Source organism: Paenibacillus sp. SJS-P3, from assembly GCF_056711585.1.
The window spans coordinates 311904-330335 of record NZ_CM160043.1; the positions used below are offsets into that span (position 1 = coordinate 311904).

The 18432-nt window shown below is 53.6% G+C and carries 14 protein-coding genes and 1 other RNA gene; 12 read left to right on the forward strand and 3 right to left on the reverse strand.

The features are described from left to right. Positions 1 to 127: 127 nt before the first annotated feature. The 10 genes from AC06G8_RS01475 to AC06G8_RS01520 all read left to right on the forward strand — a co-directional run bounded on the left by AC06G8_RS01475 (position 128) and on the right by AC06G8_RS01520 (position 14168). Positions 128 to 3805: a VacB/RNase II family 3'-5' exoribonuclease gene (locus AC06G8_RS01475; RefSeq protein WP_480284186.1), complete on the forward strand. Its 3678-nt coding sequence runs from the start codon at positions 128 to 130 to the stop codon at positions 3803 to 3805. Positions 3806 to 4139: 334 nt separating this feature from the next. Next, positions 4140 to 4625 (forward strand): SsrA-binding protein SmpB, encoded by a 486-nt coding sequence (gene smpB, locus AC06G8_RS01480; protein ID WP_447663460.1) that lies wholly within the window; start codon positions 4140 to 4142, stop codon positions 4623 to 4625. Between the two features lie 374 nt (positions 4626 to 4999). Next, positions 5000 to 5363, forward strand: a transfer-messenger RNA (tmRNA) gene (gene ssrA, locus AC06G8_RS01485). 184 nt (positions 5364 to 5547) lie between these two features. Next, the gene (locus AC06G8_RS01490; protein ID WP_480284187.1) at positions 5548 to 6711 is read left to right on the forward strand and encodes a YecA family protein; all 1164 of its coding nucleotides are present in this window, start codon (positions 5548 to 5550) and stop codon (positions 6709 to 6711) included. Between the two features lie 358 nt (positions 6712 to 7069). Beyond that, positions 7070 to 8800 (forward strand): sensor histidine kinase, encoded by a 1731-nt coding sequence (locus tag AC06G8_RS01495; protein WP_480285365.1) that lies wholly within the window; start codon positions 7070 to 7072, stop codon positions 8798 to 8800. Continuing rightward, positions 8797 to 9870, forward strand: coding sequence for a response regulator (locus AC06G8_RS01500; RefSeq protein ID WP_447663463.1), 1074 nt, complete (start codon positions 8797 to 8799; stop codon positions 9868 to 9870). Before AC06G8_RS01495 ends, AC06G8_RS01500 begins: the two co-directional genes overlap by 4 nt. Positions 9871 to 10190: 320 nt before the next feature. After that, positions 10191 to 11714 carry an extracellular solute-binding protein gene (locus AC06G8_RS01505; RefSeq protein ID WP_480284188.1) on the forward strand — a complete coding sequence of 508 codons (1524 nt, stop codon included), beginning with the start codon at positions 10191 to 10193 and terminating at the stop codon, positions 11712 to 11714. A gap of 87 nt (positions 11715 to 11801) precedes the next feature. Then, positions 11802 to 12692 carry an ABC transporter permease gene (locus AC06G8_RS01510; RefSeq protein WP_447663695.1) on the forward strand — a complete coding sequence of 297 codons (891 nt, stop codon included), beginning with the start codon at positions 11802 to 11804 and terminating at the stop codon, positions 12690 to 12692. Between the two features lie 17 nt (positions 12693 to 12709). Then, positions 12710 to 13597 carry a carbohydrate ABC transporter permease gene (locus tag AC06G8_RS01515; RefSeq protein ID WP_447663465.1) on the forward strand — a complete coding sequence of 296 codons (888 nt, stop codon included), beginning with the start codon at positions 12710 to 12712 and terminating at the stop codon, positions 13595 to 13597. A 346-nt stretch (positions 13598 to 13943) separates the two neighbouring features. Continuing rightward, the gene (locus AC06G8_RS01520; RefSeq protein WP_447663696.1) at positions 13944 to 14168 is read left to right on the forward strand and encodes a DNA-binding protein; all 225 of its coding nucleotides are present in this window, start codon (positions 13944 to 13946) and stop codon (positions 14166 to 14168) included. Positions 14169 to 14390: 222 nt separating this feature from the next. Here AC06G8_RS01520 and AC06G8_RS01525 read toward each other — a convergent pair whose 3' ends face one another. The 3 genes from AC06G8_RS01525 to AC06G8_RS01535 all read right to left on the reverse strand — a co-directional run bounded on the left by AC06G8_RS01525 (position 14391) and on the right by AC06G8_RS01535 (position 17142). Next, positions 14391 to 15020: a YfbR-like 5'-deoxynucleotidase gene (locus AC06G8_RS01525; RefSeq protein ID WP_480284189.1), complete on the reverse strand. Its 630-nt coding sequence runs from the start codon at positions 15018 to 15020 to the stop codon at positions 14391 to 14393. A gap of 173 nt (positions 15021 to 15193) precedes the next feature. Beyond that, positions 15194 to 15841, reverse strand: coding sequence for an SGNH/GDSL hydrolase family protein (locus tag AC06G8_RS01530; protein ID WP_480284190.1), 648 nt, complete (start codon positions 15839 to 15841; stop codon positions 15194 to 15196). Positions 15842 to 16545: 704 nt separating this feature from the next. After that, positions 16546 to 17142: a DUF421 domain-containing protein gene (locus AC06G8_RS01535; RefSeq protein ID WP_480284191.1), complete on the reverse strand. Its 597-nt coding sequence runs from the start codon at positions 17140 to 17142 to the stop codon at positions 16546 to 16548. Positions 17143 to 17276: 134 nt separating this feature from the next. On the opposite strand from AC06G8_RS01535, the gene AC06G8_RS01540 reads away from it, so the two are divergent. Both AC06G8_RS01540 and AC06G8_RS01545 read left to right on the forward strand, forming a co-directional pair. Then, positions 17277 to 17708, forward strand: a complete 432-nt coding sequence (locus tag AC06G8_RS01540; RefSeq protein ID WP_480284192.1) for a YIEGIA domain-containing protein — start codon at positions 17277 to 17279, stop codon at positions 17706 to 17708. Between the two features lie 332 nt (positions 17709 to 18040). After that, positions 18041 to 18430: a GntR family transcriptional regulator gene (locus tag AC06G8_RS01545; RefSeq protein ID WP_480284193.1), complete on the forward strand. Its 390-nt coding sequence runs from the start codon at positions 18041 to 18043 to the stop codon at positions 18428 to 18430. Positions 18431 to 18432 lie beyond the last annotated feature (2 nt).

The following is an 18432-nucleotide window of genomic DNA, read 5'->3' on the forward strand; positions in this document are numbered from 1 at the left end:
TTTCTTTTTTTTGTCGCGCAGGTAGGTTGATGAAGCCGTATTTCGTGTATACTACATGATATAGAGAAAGTGGTTGGATCTGCCAGCACCTACGGGCGCCCGACGGCATGAGGTGAGAAGGAGAACGATGACAACGAAACAAGACTTGCTGGACTTGATGAACCAGCCGGCGTACAAGCCGATGACGTATCAAGAGCTCGAAAGGCAGCTGGGCATCGACAATGCCTCCGATTTCAAAGCGTTTCTCAAGCTTCTCAATGAACTGGAAGACGAAGGCACCTTGCTTCGCACCGACAGCGGGGCTTATGGATTGCCTCAGCATCTGAATTTGTTGAAAGGACGTCTGCAGGCGCATGCCAAGGGCTTTGGCTTCCTCATTCCGGAGGACAAGACCCATGCAGACGTGTATATCGGCGCGAATGACCTCGGCACCGCCATGAACGGCGATATTCTGCTCGTCAAAGTGACGGAGCGGACTCCTGGCGGAGGCCGCATGGAAGGCGAAGTCGTCCAGATCGTGGAACGCGCCGTTTCCCAGCTCGTCGGAACGTTCGAGAGCCATGAGACGTTCGGTTTTGTCACGCCGGACGACAAGCGGATCAATCGCGATATTTTCGTGCCCCAGGGATCTTTCGGCGGCGCTGTGACCGGCATGAAGGTCGTAGCCCGCATTACGAATTATCCGGAAGGCCGGGCGGCAGCTCAAGGCGAGATCGTCGAGGTGCTCGGGCACAAGAACGATCCCGGCGTCGACATCCTCTCCATCATCCGCAAGCACCAGCTGCCGGAGAGCTTCCCCGACGACGTCATGGAGGAAGCCGAGGCGGCTCCGGATGCCATTACCGAGGAAGAGATCATCAGCCAGGGCCGCCGCGATCTGCGCGGCAAGACGGTCGTCACGATCGACGGCGAGGATGCCAAGGACCTCGACGATGCCGTTCAAGTCGAGCGGCTGCCCAACGGCAATTATTTGCTCGGCGTTCATATTGCCGATGTCAGTTACTATGTCCGGGACAAATCCGCTCTGGACCAGGAAGCTTACCGCCGCGGGACAAGCGTCTATTTGACCGACAGGGTCATTCCGATGCTGCCGCATCGCCTCTCCAACGGCATCTGTTCCCTGCATCCGCAGGTGGACCGTCTGACGATGTCCTGCGAGATGGAGTTCGACGCCAGCACGCTGAAACGGGTTCGCCATGATATCTTCACGAGCGTCATTCGGACCAAGGAGCGCATGTCCTATACAAATGTGCGCAAGATACTGGCTCCGGACGAGGCGGAGGAGGATGTCGTCAGCACGAACGCGCTGATGGAGGAATCCCATCGCCGCGCCCAAGGAGATGCTGGCGAGGACATTCGCCATGCCGGTTCCGATGAGGAAGCGGAAGTGGACGAGAGCCTGCGCGGCCATGCCGAGCGGCTGCCTGAGGGCGGTATGGGCCTCATCATCGAAGGCGGAGACGCCGGCATTCCCGAAGAAGAGGAAACGGACGAGCATTCGGCCGATTACCTGGAGGACGAAGAGGATGCGGCTGAGCTGCTGCAGGCCGAGAAGCTGCCTCCGGGCGGCATGGGCCTCATCATCGAGACCAGCGATGCCGGTCCTCTGCCGGAGGATTCGGAGTTCGCCTCCGACGAGGACGGCCATGTGCCGGACGAAGGCCAGGCTGCTGCTGGACATTCCGCCGCGCTGGACAAGTCCGGTCCCGGACCGCAACATCCTTGGCTGTCGGAAACTCCGGAGCCTACCCGCAACCGGAACCGCAACCGTAAGGGAGAGGTTGTCCGGAGCAGTCCGGAGGATTTCGACCAGCTGGATGCTTTTGCAGCCGGAGAAGCTTCCGTTCCTCAAGAAAGCGAGGAGGACCGGGCCGTTCGGGAAGCTGCCGAGCGCCAGGAGCGCGCCGAGCGCCGCGAGGAAAAAGCCCGCCTGATGGAGCGTTATGCGGATCTCGTGCCGATGTTCCATCTCATGGAGGAGCTGGCGATGAAGCTTCGCCGCCAGCGCATGAAGCGCGGCGCGGTCGACTTCGACTTCCAGGAGTCCAAGATCATCGTGGACGACGAGGGCAAGCCGATCGACATCGTGAAGCGCGAGCGTTCCGTCGCCGAGATGATCATCGAGGAATTCATGCTGGCGGCCAACGAGACGGTAGCGGAGCATTTCTACTGGCTCAAGGTTCCGTTCCTGTACCGGGTCCATGAGAATCCGGACAACGAGAAGCTGATGACCTTCATCACGATCGCTTCCAACTTCGGCTACGCCATCAAGGGCAAAGGCAACGCGGTCCATCCCAAGGCGCTTCAATCGCTGCTGGAAGAGATCAAAGGAACAAAGGAACAGACCATCCTCTCGACGATGATGCTCCGTTCCATGAAGCAGGCCCGCTACGACGCCCAGAGCCTTGGCCATTACGGCCTGGCCGCGGAGTTCTACAGCCACTTCACGTCGCCGATCCGGCGTTATCCCGATCTGGTCATCCACCGGGTGATCCGAGAGGTGCTGGAGAGCGGCGGAACGCTGTCCGAGTCGCGTCTGGAGACGCTGACTGCCCGGATGCCGGAGATTGCCCAGCAATCGTCCGAGCGCGAGCGGGCAGCCGTAGACGCGGAGCGGGATACGGACCAGCTTAAGAAATGTCAATTTATGCTTGATAAAGTAGGAGAAGAGTTCACGGGCATCATCAGCAGCGTGACCGGCTTCGGAATTTTCGTGGAGCTGCCGAACACGGTAGAAGGTCTGATTCGACTCAGCGATCTGAGCGACGACTATTACCACTTTGACGATCAGAAAATGGTCCTCATCGGTGAGCGCACCTCCAACATGTATCGCATCGGGGACGAGGTGAAAGTGCGCGTGGAGCGTGTAAATATGGATGACCATACGATCGATTTCGCCATGGTCGAGAGCGGCAATCGCGCAGGAGCCCAGCAGGGCGGAGCGCGGGGCAACCGCAACCGCGGCGGCAGAGGCCGCCGCGGCAAGGAAGGCGCTGCGCCAAGAGGCGGCAGCGACAACGGCCAAGCCGCACGCGCTGGAGCCGGCGGCAAGACCGCCGAGCGCAGCGCAGCCGCGCCGGCAGCACCGGCAGGCGGCGGACGCGGCCAGGCAGCGAAGCGCGGCGGCGGAGCTCCTGCCGGCGCGCGCGGCCAGGGCGCAGCAGCCGCACGCGGACCGCGCAGCGGCGGCAGAGGCCGCCGCGACAGCGGGTTCGGGCCGAATGGCTGGCGGGGCAGCATGCCGGAGGACATCCCTAATGTACGGGATGACAATCCGTGGAGCGTGCGCGAGGGCGGCAAGACAGAGAGCTCGAAGCGTATGGATATGTGGGGCCTTCCGGTTCCGCCGAGCAGCATGGGCAACCGTGCCGGCGGACGTCCGGGCGCAGGCGCTCCGGGCGGCGGCAAAGGCCGCGGCCCGGCAGCCGGCGGAGAGGGCGGCCCTCGCGGCGGCTCCCGTCCTGCTAAGAGCGGACGCGGACCTAGCATCTCCGCCGTCCCTCAGGAGACGGCGGCAGCGCCGCAGGACAGCACGTCGGCAGGCAATCGCCAGCGCCGCAAGAAGCGCAAAGGCGGCAGCACGGCGCCTTCCATCCGCCAGGTGACGGATGTCGATATCCAAGAGATCTTCGCGGACTTCGACCGCAATGAAGGCGACTCCGCGGCGGCTCCGGCCGCTGCCGAGGGCGGCCCTTCCAAGCGCAGCCGTTCCCGCCGCAAGAAGAACAAAGGCGGCGCGGGAGCTCCTCCTGTGAGCGGCGGCGATGCCGGCGCGAACCAGGGCGGCAGCACGCCGAAAGCATAAGGTATAGCTTGTGGCGCAGGGCAAGCCTTCTCAGCCAGATGAATGATTCGATATCCCGCTGAGGCGGGTATGAACACGGGGATTGCCGATGCGGCAATCCCCGGTTTTTCATCTCGAAGAAGATGGCGGTAGCCGCCATAAGCAGCTCAGCCTTCTCGAACCATGTCATTCACATTCGCCAAATAGCCGTTACCTAATCCATCGGCATCAAGAAGAACGGTCCTGCATAAGTCAGAGCGATTGCTGAGCGGCGATTTCCTTTGCTACAATAAGATCCGATAGGAATTAAAGCAGTCAATCAATCCATTCCGACGACAGAAGGGAGCGAAGCACCATGGCTCCGAAGAAGGACCAGTCCCAGAAGCCGCTGGCTCAGAACAAAAAGGCTTCCCACGATTATTTCATCGAGGAAACCTACGAAGCCGGCATGGTGCTCATGGGTACTGAAATCAAATCCCTGCGGACCGGACGCGCCAATCTCAACGATGCGTTCGCCACGATCCGCAATGGCGAGATGTTCCTGAACAACATGCATATCAGTCCGTTCGAGCAGGGCAACCGCCACAATCCGACCGATCCTACGCGTGCTCGCAAGCTGCTGATGCACAAGTCGCAGATCGCGAAGCTGTACGGCCAGTCCAAGCAGGAAGGCTACTCCATCGTGCCGCTGAAGATTTATGTGCGCAACGGTTATGCCAAGATTCTGATCGGGCTCGGCAAGGGCAAGAAGCAATACGACAAGCGCGATACGGCCGCGAAGCGGGATGCCCAGCGCGATATCCAGCGGGCTCTGCGCGAGAAGCAGAAGGTGGCTCGGTAGCGAGCAAGCAACCTGTTGCAGGGGAGTACGCTAATCCGACTTGTGCAGGACTGCTTTCAGCAATCCGAGGCAAAGGAACAACGAGACTTTCGATTGCAAATCATCAAGATCTGCATGATCGGTGATTGAAAATTAGCTGTGTCTCATCCAGTTGGATGGTGGATTGGCTCCATCACCAGATATCAGCGTTGTTTCCAGCACTTCCTTCGCAATTGCGGCGTCATCTGTGTTATACTAAGTCCATAGCAATCGTTACGTTGGTCTTTGATTATTTTTGCAATGCTGTGCCGCTTGTCTCGTCACAGTCCTTGCGCTTCGGACCGCCGCGCTTACCCTGCAGCTTAGGTGCAGGATAAGGCTGGACGGATCTGTTCGGGGGCGTTTATGGATTCGACGGGGGTAGTTCGAGCATGGGTTGCGGGTAGTGGGGACGCGTCCGCTTTATCAACGCTAAAGCCTATTAAATGGCAACCAACGTACTTCTTTAGCAGCAGCCTAAGAAACTGTATGCTAAGCTCCTCTCCAGCATCGCCTATGTGCCGGATGTAGGGGCTCACTCTTAGTAGGCTACGCTGTCACATCTCCGCCTGGGGTGTGCTGAAGAAGACAATCAGGCTGACCCAGATCGCAGCCGGTTACGGGGCGTCGGCCTGGGTGACATCAAATCCGTGACTACACCCGTAGATGCCTGTGTGCCGTTGCCTTCGGACAGGGGTTCAAATCCCCTCGCCTCCATACTGAAAATCCACAACCTTGAGGTTGTGGATTTTTGCTTTCGCTGACTTGTAATCGGGGATTGCTTCAAGTTATGAATTGACTTCGGACCCGGAACTCATTTGTCGGATACTTTCACTTGGTTCAATTGCGAGCCGGGTTAGGGTACAATTGATTTATATGGGTTGATAGGTAAAGGAGTTATGAAATGGATTTAGATTTGGAAAAAGAGATGCAGCAGCTGAACGTCAACCATGCGATCAAAGGTTCAGTCGTGACTGGTTTGAAGGATATTCTTGCACGGCTGAACAAAGATCGATTGAATTTCATTGCGGCGAATTGCGCGCTGGCGGGGCGCTCCAAGCTGAAGAAGCAGGAGCTCATGGATGCGCTGTACGAGCGGATTACGAATGCGAATCAAGTGCGTTTGGCTTTCCTTACAGCGGAAGAGCAGGAATGGGAGCTTGTGTGCCGGCTTCTAAAAGCCCCGTATATTCAGGATAATGCTGTTTTTGCGAATGCTTACTTGTTTTTGATGGATAAAGGCTTGGTGTTCAGCTTCATGGAGCGGGACCAGCTGTTCTTTGTCATGCCGGAGGAAGTGAAGGCTGCATACAAGACGCTTGATCAGAAATCATTCCGTGAAGAACGCAGTAGAACCCAGCTAGTACTTCGGTATATTGAAGCTGCGGCCAATCTGTATGGCATCTGTCCCGTTTCGAAGATTATCGAGATTATCAATGATCAAAACGGCGGCGGCTTGACGGAGGAGCAATTCAATCGAATCCGATCATCCGTCTCGGATAAAATGCTGACCTGGGACATTCAGCGAGGGTTTCTATATAGCGATGGCTTGGATGGAGAAAGCCTGGACGATTATGAAGCGTTCTTGGAGAGTGTACAGAACAAGCCGTACTACATTCCTCCCAAGGAAGAGCTGCTGCGTTACGCGGAAATGGATTACTTCGAGATGACGCCTCAGCTGGAAGCATTGAAGGATTATATCATGCGGCAGTTGGGCGAAGGAGAACGGATGGCTGACGCGATCGTGGATGATATCCAGCTTGCATGCTCGATGGAAGAGCCGCTTGACGTCATCATGGAAGAATTTGAGAGGCGCAGCATCCGCTTGAGCAAGAAGCAGCTGACCGATATGATGCCGCTCATTATTGATGTGCACAATACGACGAGAATGTGGTCCAATCGCGGCTTTACTCCTCATGAGTTAAGTCCGAGGCGAAGCCGGAGCGAGAATGCCGGCAACGTGGTCCAGTTCCCATCGGCATCCTCGAAAATCGGCAGAAACGAACCTTGTCCATGCGGCAGCGGGAAAAAACATAAAAAGTGCTGTCTTTTGAAAAAGTCCCACTAATGAAGACATTTGAACGATCGTCGTACGATGGGTTAAACGAGGCTAGGCTAAGCCAAGATCAGACAAGCAGACAGGTTGATTGCGCAGCTTCCCGAAACATCTGAATCATTAAGCGGGTGTCGAATTATGGATTTACCCATACGACCCCTCGCCTCCATACTGAAATCCACAACCTCAATGGTTGTGGATTTTTGCTTTTTCTCCGGATTGCTAATGGTTTGTGCAAGGCAACTTTCCTCTCTACCTAGGAAGGATGATCATGCCGAACAGCGAATATTGTTCCATACTTGTCGGGAGGAGCTGGAGATGCGGTGATCATTGGATGAAGCCTACAAGTAGGAAGATAAGTTTCTTGCGCATGCTGCGCAGCCGGTTCATGTTCTCCTCTCTCCGCAAACGAATCATGGTGCTTTTGACCGTCGGCCTTGTAGGATGCGCCGTCTTGATGGCGTCTGTGTCCTATAATGCGATCTACACGATGCAGCGAGATAAAATCAAGACCTCCATGGCTTTTGATCTGCACCAGCAAACATCGAAGGTGAACCAGATGTACAGCAGCCTGCTTCAGGTTACGCAGCAGATGACGCCGGAAGGAACGGTCGGCAACCTGATGGAAACGTATCTCTCTGCCACGGATATTTATAGCCAGCGTCTTCTCTCGCGCGATATTTCCTACAATATTGGCTTGATTACGTTTTCGAACCCGGCTATGGAACTGGTGATGTATTATAATCCTGCAAGCGGGAATGCTGCTTATTCGAATTTGCCGCTGCGCGGCGGCTTCACGCGCCAATCCTTGCCCGATGTAGCCGGCATGGGGGAGTTGAAATACCAGTCTCCGCATAAATCTCTATGCCGATTCAGCGATGATCAGGTTGTGTCGGTGACACGGGAAATTCGATTTTCAGACGGAACGCAGCTAGTCGTGTATGTCGAAGCCAAATCCGATATCATCACCGATATGAATTCGTTGGCGGAAAGCTTGAATATCCCCTATACGCTTATATTCACCGACACGACGGGCTCGGTGACCTACAGCAGCAACTCAACTGCTTATGCGGTTGGCCAACATCTCCGGCTAAGCGGCCAATCCGGGATGACGGACGGTTATGTATGGAACCGGATGCAAGGCGAATACGGCTACGACATCACGCTGCTGCTTCCCGTCTCCAGCTACAACCACGAGCTCTACACGTGGAAAAATCATATGTATTGGATTCTCGCCGTTGCTCTCTTCATGATGGTTATGCTCACTCTGTTATTGCGGCGGCTCATCAACAGGCCGTTTCTAATGATCGAAAAGGAGATGAGGACGTTCGGCAAGGGATACATGGGCACCAGCCGCTATCATACGGGGATCGATGAATTTGACCGAATATTCCATCAGTTCAATGTTATGAAACGGCAAATTCAACAGCTGATCCTGGATGTCGAGCAGAAGGAGAAGCGCCGCCATCAGCTGGAGATCGAAAAGCTCGCCTATCAGATCAACCCGCATTTTCTGATGAATACGCTCAATTCGGTCCGCTGGCTGGCGGTCATGCATAAGCAGGCGGAGATCGAGAGATTTGTTTCCTCGCTTATTTTTTTGCTTAGCTACAACCTGGGAAAGTCGAAGGAGAGGGCTACCTTACGGTCGGAAATAGAGGTCATGCGGACCTATCTGGAGCTGCAGCAGATGCGGCATGATTTTGAGGTGGAGCTGGCTGTTGCGGAAGGGGCCTACCTCGACAGCTCTGTTGCGAGGTTCATCCTGCAGCCCATCGTGGAAAATGCCGTCTGCCACGGCCTAGACGATCACGGCAAGCTGGAAATCAGCATTTGGCCGGATGAAACGGCGCAGATGGTGCGTATCGTCATCCGCGACGACGGCAAAGGGCTGAGTCGGGAGACGCTAGCCTTGCTGCAGCGCGACACGCCGGATCAGCAGCAGACAGGCTGGGGGATCGGGCTTCGTTATGTTCGATCCATGCTGGAATCATTTTATGGCTATAAGGCCCGCATAGGGATAGAAAGCACTCCGAATCAAGGCACGACGGTCACGTTAGAGCTTCCTGTTCTCCATCCCAGAAAGGAGAGTGCGAGTTGATCCGTGTATTGATTGTCGACGATGACAAGCTTGCCCGCAAAGGCTTGATCTCGATTATGCCCTGGTCCGATCACGATATGATGGTTGTGGGAGAGGCGGCGAACGGCGCGAAGGCACTGGAGTTCATGGAAAGGCATGAGGTGGATCTCATGTTCGTGGATCTCTCGATGCCCGTGATGTCAGGAATGGAGCTGCTTCAAGTAACAAGGCAACGATTTCCGGGGCTGCGCTCCGTGATTTTATCTTTTCATGAAGAGTTTGAGAATGTGCAGACGGCCTACCGTATGGGCGTGCTCGATTATATATCCAAGGTGCGTCTGGAATCGGAGGACGACGAGCAGATATTGAAGCGGATCCGGCAGCAAATGACAGGAGAAATGCCTCAGCGTTCAGCCAAGCCTTCGGTGTCATCCTCGCCTGCGCCTGCCCCCGAGCAAAACAACGGCTCACTGGAGGAAGAAGAGTGGTGCGCATTGGAGCAGGAATGGCGCTCTCTCTACTGGCTCTATAACGAATCGGTCTTCCAGCGCCTATGCAAACAGACCGCAGAAGCCAAGGTTTCCTTGCGCCGTCTGGAAGGGCTGTGGATGCGTGTGCTGTCGCAGCTGGAGTCTGCTTTCGCCCTGAATGCCGAGCTCCGGTCGGATGCCAACGATGTCCGGTCGGCGCTGGAATGGCTGCGCGATTTCAGGAGACGTGTCCATGCGCAGGTCGAGGCTTCAACCGATCTTGCCAATACGACCATAAGCATTCTGAAGGCGGTGTTGTTCATTCGCGAGCAGGCTTCGAGTACGCTGCATGCCGAGGATGTCGCCGATCATGTCCACATGAGCCGAAGCTATTTCAGCCAATGCTTCAAGAAGCTGACAGGGTCGACGTTCAACGAATACTTGAGACAAGAGCGGATAAGAGCCGCCGAGCGGCTGCTCTGCGAGACCAACCAATCGATTGCTTGGGTTGCTCATGCCGTAGGCTACAACGACTCCAAGTATTTCTCCCAGCTGTTCTATGAACAGACCCGTCTTCTGCCTTCCGAATTCCGGGCCCAATTCCATAGGGGGGATGAATGATGGCAATCTATCGCACAAATGCCTGCCTCATCCCCGTATCCGCCACAAAACACGGCACATCCGTCCGACTTTTTTTCCCCGCTTCAAAGGTACAATGAGAGGGCAAGGAACCACGGGGAGGGACCAGGATGAAAAAGAATATGGCAAAGCTGCTTTCCGTCGTAATGCTTGGCCTAAGCGTAACAGCGTGTAGCTCCAATTCTTCATCGGATAATTTGAAAGCGTCTTCAGATCCGGGGACAAACTCTGCAGCCCCGGCACTTTCCGGAGATGACCTCGCCTTCTCCAAATTCCCCAAGCCTGTTGACGTCCACATCGGCATGATGGTGGATCCGACAGACAAAACGCTGCCTGAAGGCGACAGTGTGGGCAACAACCAGTACACGCGCTACCTCAAGGACAAGTACAACATCAATGTGATTGTGGATTGGACCGCGGCTACCGGCAACGATTTCAAGCAGAAGGTCAGCTTGACGATCGCATCCGGCAAGCTGCCTGACGGCATGGTCGTCGACGACCGCTCCTTCATGACCAAGGCGGCCAGCTCGGGACTGCTGTATGATATCACCGATCTGTTCCAGCAGTACCAATCCTCGCAGGTGAAGGACATTATGGCAAGCACCGATGGCCGCGCATTGGAAAACGCCAGCTATAAAGGCAAGATGGTTTCGATCCCGAATATTACGGTGGATACGGACGGCGTGCACGTTCTGTGGATCCGCAAGGATTGGCTCGACAAGCTGCAGCTGCCTGTGCCGAAGACGGTGGCGGATATCGAAAAGACGGCGAAGGCTTTCATGGACAACAAGCTTGGCGGCGACAAAACGATCGGCATTGCCGGTCCTTCCAAAAACACCTACCCGTATTCCACCTTCCTCGTATCCTCCAACAATATGGGGGGCTTTGACCCTATCTTTGGCGCGATGGATGCGTACCCGGGATACTGGCTCGACAATGGCGATGGATCGGTAACGTACGGAACGACGACGGATACGACGAAAAAAACGTTGGCATTGCTGGCCGACTGGTACAAAAAAGGGCTTATCGATCCCGAGGTTGGCACCCGCGACAACGTAGGGGATCCCATCAATGCGAACCAGACGGGGATATTCTTCGGTCCATGGTGGAACGGCGGCTATGGCAACGGGGACTCCTTCAAGAATGATCCTACTGCGAACTGGCAGGCCTATCCGGTCTATTCCGACGACAACAAGTGGAATGCGCATATGAAGACGACGGGCAGCACCTACACCGTTATCAGCAAAAACGCCAAGCCGGATGTCGTCAAAGCCATCCTCATCATGAACAATGCCCTCGTGCGCGATGAAGCGACATTTGATTTGTCGGTCAGCGTGGGCTGGTATCCGCTTCGCAACGTGCTGGCTGCGGCCAACGAAACGGAATACGAGTATGTCGAGCTTCTGAAAGTGCTGAAGGGCGAGACCAAGCCCGAGGATTACAATAAGCCGAACAGCTTGTACAAACTGATGTATGCGGATGCGAAAAAGGTGCAGAGCGTCATCAAGCCTCCGTATGAGGAGCTGAATGTCGGCAACTTCAACACATCCAACTTCGGCGACTTCCAGCGCTTGTATTCCATCATGATCGGCGATCGTCCGTTCGCGACGATTCCCATCGATAAGAAGGTTTTCAGCGTCACCTACAACCAGACCCCTACAATGGAAACGAAATGGGCCAACCTCAAGAAAATGGAGGATGAGACGGTGCTGAAAATCATCCTTGGCCAAGCGCCTATCGACTCCTTCGACAAATTCGTGAAGGACTGGAAGGCTCAAGGCGGAGATGAGATCACGGCGGAAGTCGCAGAGCTCTTGAAGAAGTGATCAGGCAGAAGCTTGCGGAAAGCGCTGGCCGCTCCGGTGCTTTGCGCAGGCTTCAGATCCTGTTAGGGAGACGGGAGGTTGGCCATGATGAGGAAATTAGGCCATCAGAAACACTATTATTTGATGCTGCTGCCGGGTATGGTCTGGCTCGTTATGTTCAGCATTGTGCCTATGTTCGGTATTCTGATGGCATTCCAGAATTATAATCCGGGAGCGGGGCTGCTCAAATCTCAGTGGGTCGGGCTGGAAAACTTCAAGTATATGTTTCAGCTCAACGACAGCAAGACGGTTATCATCAATACCTTTATTATCGCCGTCGGCAAAATCGTGCTCAATCTGCTTATTCCGCTTATCTTTGCCATCCTGCTGAACGAAATCCGCAGCCTGCGCTACAAAAAGCTGGTCCAGACCGTCGTTTACCTGCCGCATTTTCTGTCGTGGGTCATCCTGTCGACGATAGTGATCGGGATATTCGGCTATTATGGCGTCGTGAATACGGTCGCCGGGATGTTCGGCTTTGATCCGAAGCTGTTCATGGCCGATTCCGGCATTTTCCGGCAACTGCTCATCGGCACCGACGTGTGGAAGGAGTTCGGCTACAACTCCATTATCTATCTCGCGGCGCTGACAGGAATCAACCTCAATCTGTATGAAGCCGCAGCCATTGACGGCGCCAACCGCTGGCAGTTGATCCGGCACGTCACGCTGCCGGCGCTGACGACCACAGTCGTGCTGCTGGGCGTCTTGAGTCTCGGCAACGTGCTGAATGCCGGATTCGATCAAGTGTACAACCTTTATAACCCGCTAGTGTATTCAACCGGAGATATTCTGGACACATGGGTGTACCGGCTGGGCTTGCAAAATCTTCAGTACTCGCTGGCGACGGCGGCTGGATTGTTCAAGTCGGTCATCAGCTTTGTGCTGATTTTCATCTCCTATCGCCTGGCATATCGCTATGCCGACTACACGGTATTCTGAGGGAGGAGGGCGCTGCATTGGTCCGAAATACAACATTAGGCTCGCGGACGTTCGACATTGCCAATATCGTCATTCTCGGCCTCCTGCTCATCAGCTGCTTATACCCGCTGTGGTACACCTTCTGCGTGTCGATCTCCGACAAGTCCGCCGCCAATGCAGGCTTGGTTACGATTTATCCCATCGGCTTCTCCTTGACGCCGTACAAGGAAATTATCAATGACAGGCTGTTCTTCAACGCGTTCTGGATTTCCATTCAGCGCACCGTGCTCGGTACGTCGTTTTCCTTGCTGATGACGGTACTGATGGCTTACCCGCTTGCCAGGCCCAAGAAGGATTTCAAGATGCGCAATACGTTCATGTGGATTCTTGTCTTCTGCATGCTGTTCAACGGAGGGCTGATCCCGTGGTATCTCACGATTCAAAACTATCATCTGATCAATACGATCTGGGCGTTGGTGCTGGGCGGAGGCGTACCGGTTTTCGACGTGATCCTGATCATGAACTTCTTCCGCAATCTGCCCAAGGAGCTGAATGAGGCGGCCGTAGTCGACGGCGCCGGTCCGTGGTCGATCTTGTTCCGGGTGTATATCCCATGCTCGATCCCGGTGTTGGCCGCAGTGGCGTTGTTCCTGAGCGTTTATCACTGGAATGAATTCTTCAACGGCTTGGTGCTGATGAACACTTCCGATAAATATCCGCTCCAAACCTATATCCAGCAGCTTGTCGTGAACATTCCGGTCGGCACCAATCTGACCCCCGAGCAATATAAAAAGCTGTCGGAGCTGTCCAACCGGACGCTGAATTCGGCCAAGGTGTTTATCGCTATGGTGCCGATGCTGATCGTATATCCTTTCCTGCAAAGGTACTTCGTATCCGGTATTATGCTGGGCGCCGTGAAGGAATAAGGCGGTCTTGCAGGGGAACGGTGTCATTAGACTGACATAACCGCGGCTCGCCTCCATATTGAACATCCACAACCGTGAGGGTGTGGATGTTTGCTTTTATAACCTTGCGGCTTTAATATCGCAATCAAATTGTTGAGAGCGGGCAACCGTCTCTCCGTCCTTGATCCAGCCGCTTTCCCTAAGCTTGCGCACAGCGGAGAACGTGGCCGCTCCTTCGGGATACGTTTTAATGGTTGGAATAGAGGAGAGCCATCGAATGGTTTAGGAGAAAGCATGAACTTCTGTTATAATAAGAATAGTGAAGTCAATGAAGCTATTGGCTCTGAATAGGGAAGGATGCGCTGAAATGAATGCATTCGAAGACTGGAATTTAAAGGTCAAAAAAACCTTCAACGCTACAAGCAATGAAATTGTGCTGACGGTTACAGAAGCAGGTCATTTATTGGGTCTTTCCAAAGATCAAATGAAAGTCTATGCGGATAAAAACAGGCTGACCAAAGTGCCGATCATGAGAAGTGTTCATAGATACCTATTGTTGAAAAGTGAAGTGGATGAGCTGGTAAAGAAATAAGAACGGGTTCGAACTAACACCAATGAGGTGTTTTTTTTATATGTATGAGGCCTGCTCCGGACACATCAAGAACACGTGGCGGTGCCATGGACGCCTGTGTTCCGCTGCCTTAGGACAGAAGGCAGCAATTCTCCTCTGCCTCCAAATGAAATAAGGTGGAATATGTAAGAGAAGGGGGCGGTGTGTTGGGGAGGGCAGTTGGTACAGATCAAATCTCCGTCATTAGAGTTCCAATGCCTCTTTCGTAATCTTCCGGATATCAAAGGGACAATCCGAGCTTTCCTTCACGATGTCGGGCAGGATGTTATCCAGGAAGTAATCCACGCAATGGAGCTTGATCTTCTTGATTTTGACGAGCGCTTCGCGGTACATCGTGACGAATTCCTTCTCCCGGTTGCCTCTTTGCAATTCGGTAAGCGCTTCGTATACCTGATCGAGCTTGTCGGCCACCTCGAGAATGAGCCCTTCGACGGAATCGTCCTTGCCCTCGCGCAGCTGTCTGCGGAATATTGGCTTCAACTCCTCGGGAATATTCTCTTCGATAAAGAGAGCGATCATTCCCTCCTCCACCTGCTGCAGCATGCCACGCAGCTCCATGGAGTGATGCTTGACGGGCGTTTTGATATCGCCGATGAAGATTTCGCCGTAATCATGGCTGCTCGTAATTTCGTACAGCTTCTTCCAGTCGATGGCGACGCCGTTGCTTTCCTCGATATCCGCCAGCGTTTTGGCGTATTGAACGACTTTCCAGGAATGCGCGGACACGCTATGCTCTTCGAACTTGAACTTGCCGGGACAGCGAATGATGCGTTCGAGATCGTTCAAGGATTGAAAATACGCATGAATTCCCATGATATGATGTTCCTTTCTTTCGTACGAGTAGTAGTAGGAGGCTGTATACTCAGTTTATGGCCGAATTGTTAATGGACGATAAATAAAAACAGGAAATAAATGGTTTAATCAACGAAAAACACCGTCCGTCAGGGGCGGTGTTCGTTGTGGTTCAGCAATCCTTATCTGCGATGCTACTTGCCGGAATTCAGATAAGGGATCAATCCCGATGCGATGACTTGATGCCCGTGATCATTGGGGTGGATCGGCATGAACCCGCTCAAGGCGTCTTCGACTTTCCCTTGCCGGTAGCCGTAGATCAAGCTTGCTTGCTTGCCTTCAAACCACTTATGCGCGGGTGCGATCGAGACGCGGTGGCGGCGGGCGACTTCCATTGTCGTCTGATTGAGTGCGCGGATTCCGGCAACGGCGACAGAGCTGTTCGGAAAAGGATTGTATTGCGTGAAGCAAATGATGCGGGCACGGCTTGTTTTTTCCAAATGGCCTAGAATCCGACTCAGATTTTGCCGATAGTTGGCTAGAGCTTGTTGAATGGCCGGCGGATTCTGGGTCGCGACGGATGCCAAGGCGGCATCCGATATATCGACCCCTCCGATCCATACCGAGACGATATCGGATCGGCTGATGCCCGGGTTGCCATTCATGGCACGCCATAAATCCTCGCTGGTCCAGCCGGGCCTAGCGACTACATTCCCGACGGCCTTGCGGGTGCGCGAGCTCAAGGATGCAACGGCCAACCGGGGATAGGACCTCGCGAATGAAGAGGCGTTCTCCCCGAATGTAATGGAGTCGCCGAGAGCGGTATAAAGCATAGTTTCCATCACCTTACCTGTTCGTATTTATCCAGCTTGCCAAACGTCTATGCGGCTCGAATAAAACTGTGCGTCCATAGGATAGGATATTTTCTTGCTGCATAGGTTGCTTGGACATTACGAACAATTGTTTCGGGAGGCTTCAACACGGGCTTCCCACTTCTTACGAACATCTGCATTGGTCATGAAAAATCCCCCTCGAATTGATTGAGGAGGATTATGTCATAGCGATTAAAAGGATTGCTTCAGATTCTATCTGATTGAGCCTGCCCCTCTCCTCATGAGCTCTCGGTTTTTATAACGAGTGATCCTGGTTCTTCCGGCTGCGGAATCGATCCGACTATGATTGTTTTTTCGAGATAATCGCTCCATGCCTCATGCTCATCCTTTACAGCCATTCCAACGGTGTATTCTCCAAGCTCATCTGGTGTAACAAGCTTAGATCGTACAAGCTTTCCAGATGGAGAGACATAGTAGAATTTTTTCTCTGTAATACCTTTAGTCCGATAATAATCGATGCCCGTATTTTCGGTCGAGTAATTCGTGGGACTTAGATATCGATCCGGATCACGGCTTCGGTCCGTCCACTTGATCGTTCCATTAGAATTAAACCCTAAGTCGTAATCAGCTATCGGCGGGCGATGGATAATTACATTCCGGACGGCCGTATTAGATTCTTTAAAGGTGGGGAGTGTTTGACGCTTACCTCGCCGTCATTGGAGACTGTGGTTGCTAGTGTGCTGAGAATCAGTTGTAATTTCTGGAAATATATTCTCTTTTTCAGTAGTCTCATTAGAGGTCATTTGTACGCTGATTTGCGGGAAATACGTTTTTAACAGAGCCTCCAGGTCTCGTCTTGTAACGGGTTTCAAATCCGGAAATAACTCATATCCAAGTTCACCATTATCTTCAATTGTACCTGTCTTCACGTCTTCGATACGCGATATTCCCGCCATTCGCAGTCGCTTTTTCAGATCGTCCACCGTCAGCCGCAGCTTCCGCATATTAGAGACCAGCAATTGTCCCTGCTCAATGACCGGAACCGTTTTTCCTTTCAAGGCCGTCTCCGCACGATTCCATCGCAAAGATGCCCATTCGAAAACGACAAGAAGCATAACAAACGTACCCAACGCTAGTATCGTCTTCGCGAGCCCCTTGCCGCTAACTTCGCTTCCAAGTAACGTGCCAAGAGCCAGCAGGATAACAAGCTGCGGTATCGTCATTTGCGAAATCGATTTTCGTCCCGCAATTCTTAGAAACAAGATACCGATACAAGCCAGCAGAACCGTGCTCCAAAAAATATTCCACATTAAATTTTGCCCCCATCCGTTTTACTGGTATTACTACATTAATATTCCCCAAAAAACTCAAATACATGGTTGCTACTTAGGTCTCCTCAATCGCAGGGAGACTTTTTACTTGTAAGGGCGATCAGGAGATTGCGGTGTTTTTCCATGCTTTGCTCGCGCGAAATCAGGAATTAACTGCGCTGTGCGAAAAGCAAGCTGAACAAATTGAACAACTAACGAGTTGCGTTCATGAACTGGAACGCCAGCTCGGTAAAAATAGCAAAAATAGCAGCAAGCCCCCTTCAAGTGATGGGCTTCGCAAACCAATGAATAGCAGACAAGCCGGTGGTAAGAAGGACGCGCCAATAGGACATGCCGGGCATACCCTTTCTTTCCGCACACATCCGACAATAATGGGAACTACAGCGAGACTCCTTGTCCTTAAGGTCGATTGCAGGCAATATCCGTCATATCCAAACGGGTACATGATTCATCTTGTAATTGCCTTCATCGCTTCCGTTCTTGGGGGAGTATTTATTCCAGCGCTTATGAGCAGCAACTGGACGGCAGTCACTTTTTATCACTAGCCATTCAACAGTTTCGGGAAGCGTCTGGGACAACATGCGGTGCTTCCGATATAATGCCGGTGGAATTCCAGCCCGTTGGCCTTCAAACGCTCCTGGGCAACGAGATTTTTTGTTGGGTCTGTCGGTGGAAGGGGAAGGCAAGGGGGCTTCTCTCATCGCATCCACATCCTAGGCTAGGTCTTTACTCCAGATTATGTCGGGGGCAAGCAAACAGTAGCCGTTTGCCGCTCCCGAAAAACAACTCTACGGAGATTCCTTCCGGAAACCTTCCATTTTAATACTATTTGTATTAATATAAGTAATACAAAAATTGTCCGCAAAGGAGTCTTCTCATGCTCATCACCCTCGACCACGACAGCGCAACGCCGCTCTATGAGCAGCTGCGGAACCAGATCGTGCTCGGCATCGCGACGGGCGGGCTGGAGCCGCAGCAGAAGCTGCCGACGGTCCGGCAGCTGGCCGACGAGCTCGGCATGAACATGATGACGGTCAACAAAGCCTATGCGCTGCTGAAGCAGGAGGGCTACATCGTCATCGACCGGCGGCACGGTGCCAAGGTCAGTCCGCCTCCCGAGCGCAGCAACGAGCTGTCCAAGCCGCTTCAGCAGGAGCTTCGGCTCATTATCGCGGAGGCATCGATCCACGGAATGGATGCCTCCCGCTTCGAAAGCCTCTGCAAGCAAATTTTCCGCAGCATGGCGAACAGAACGACTTCCACCTAGCT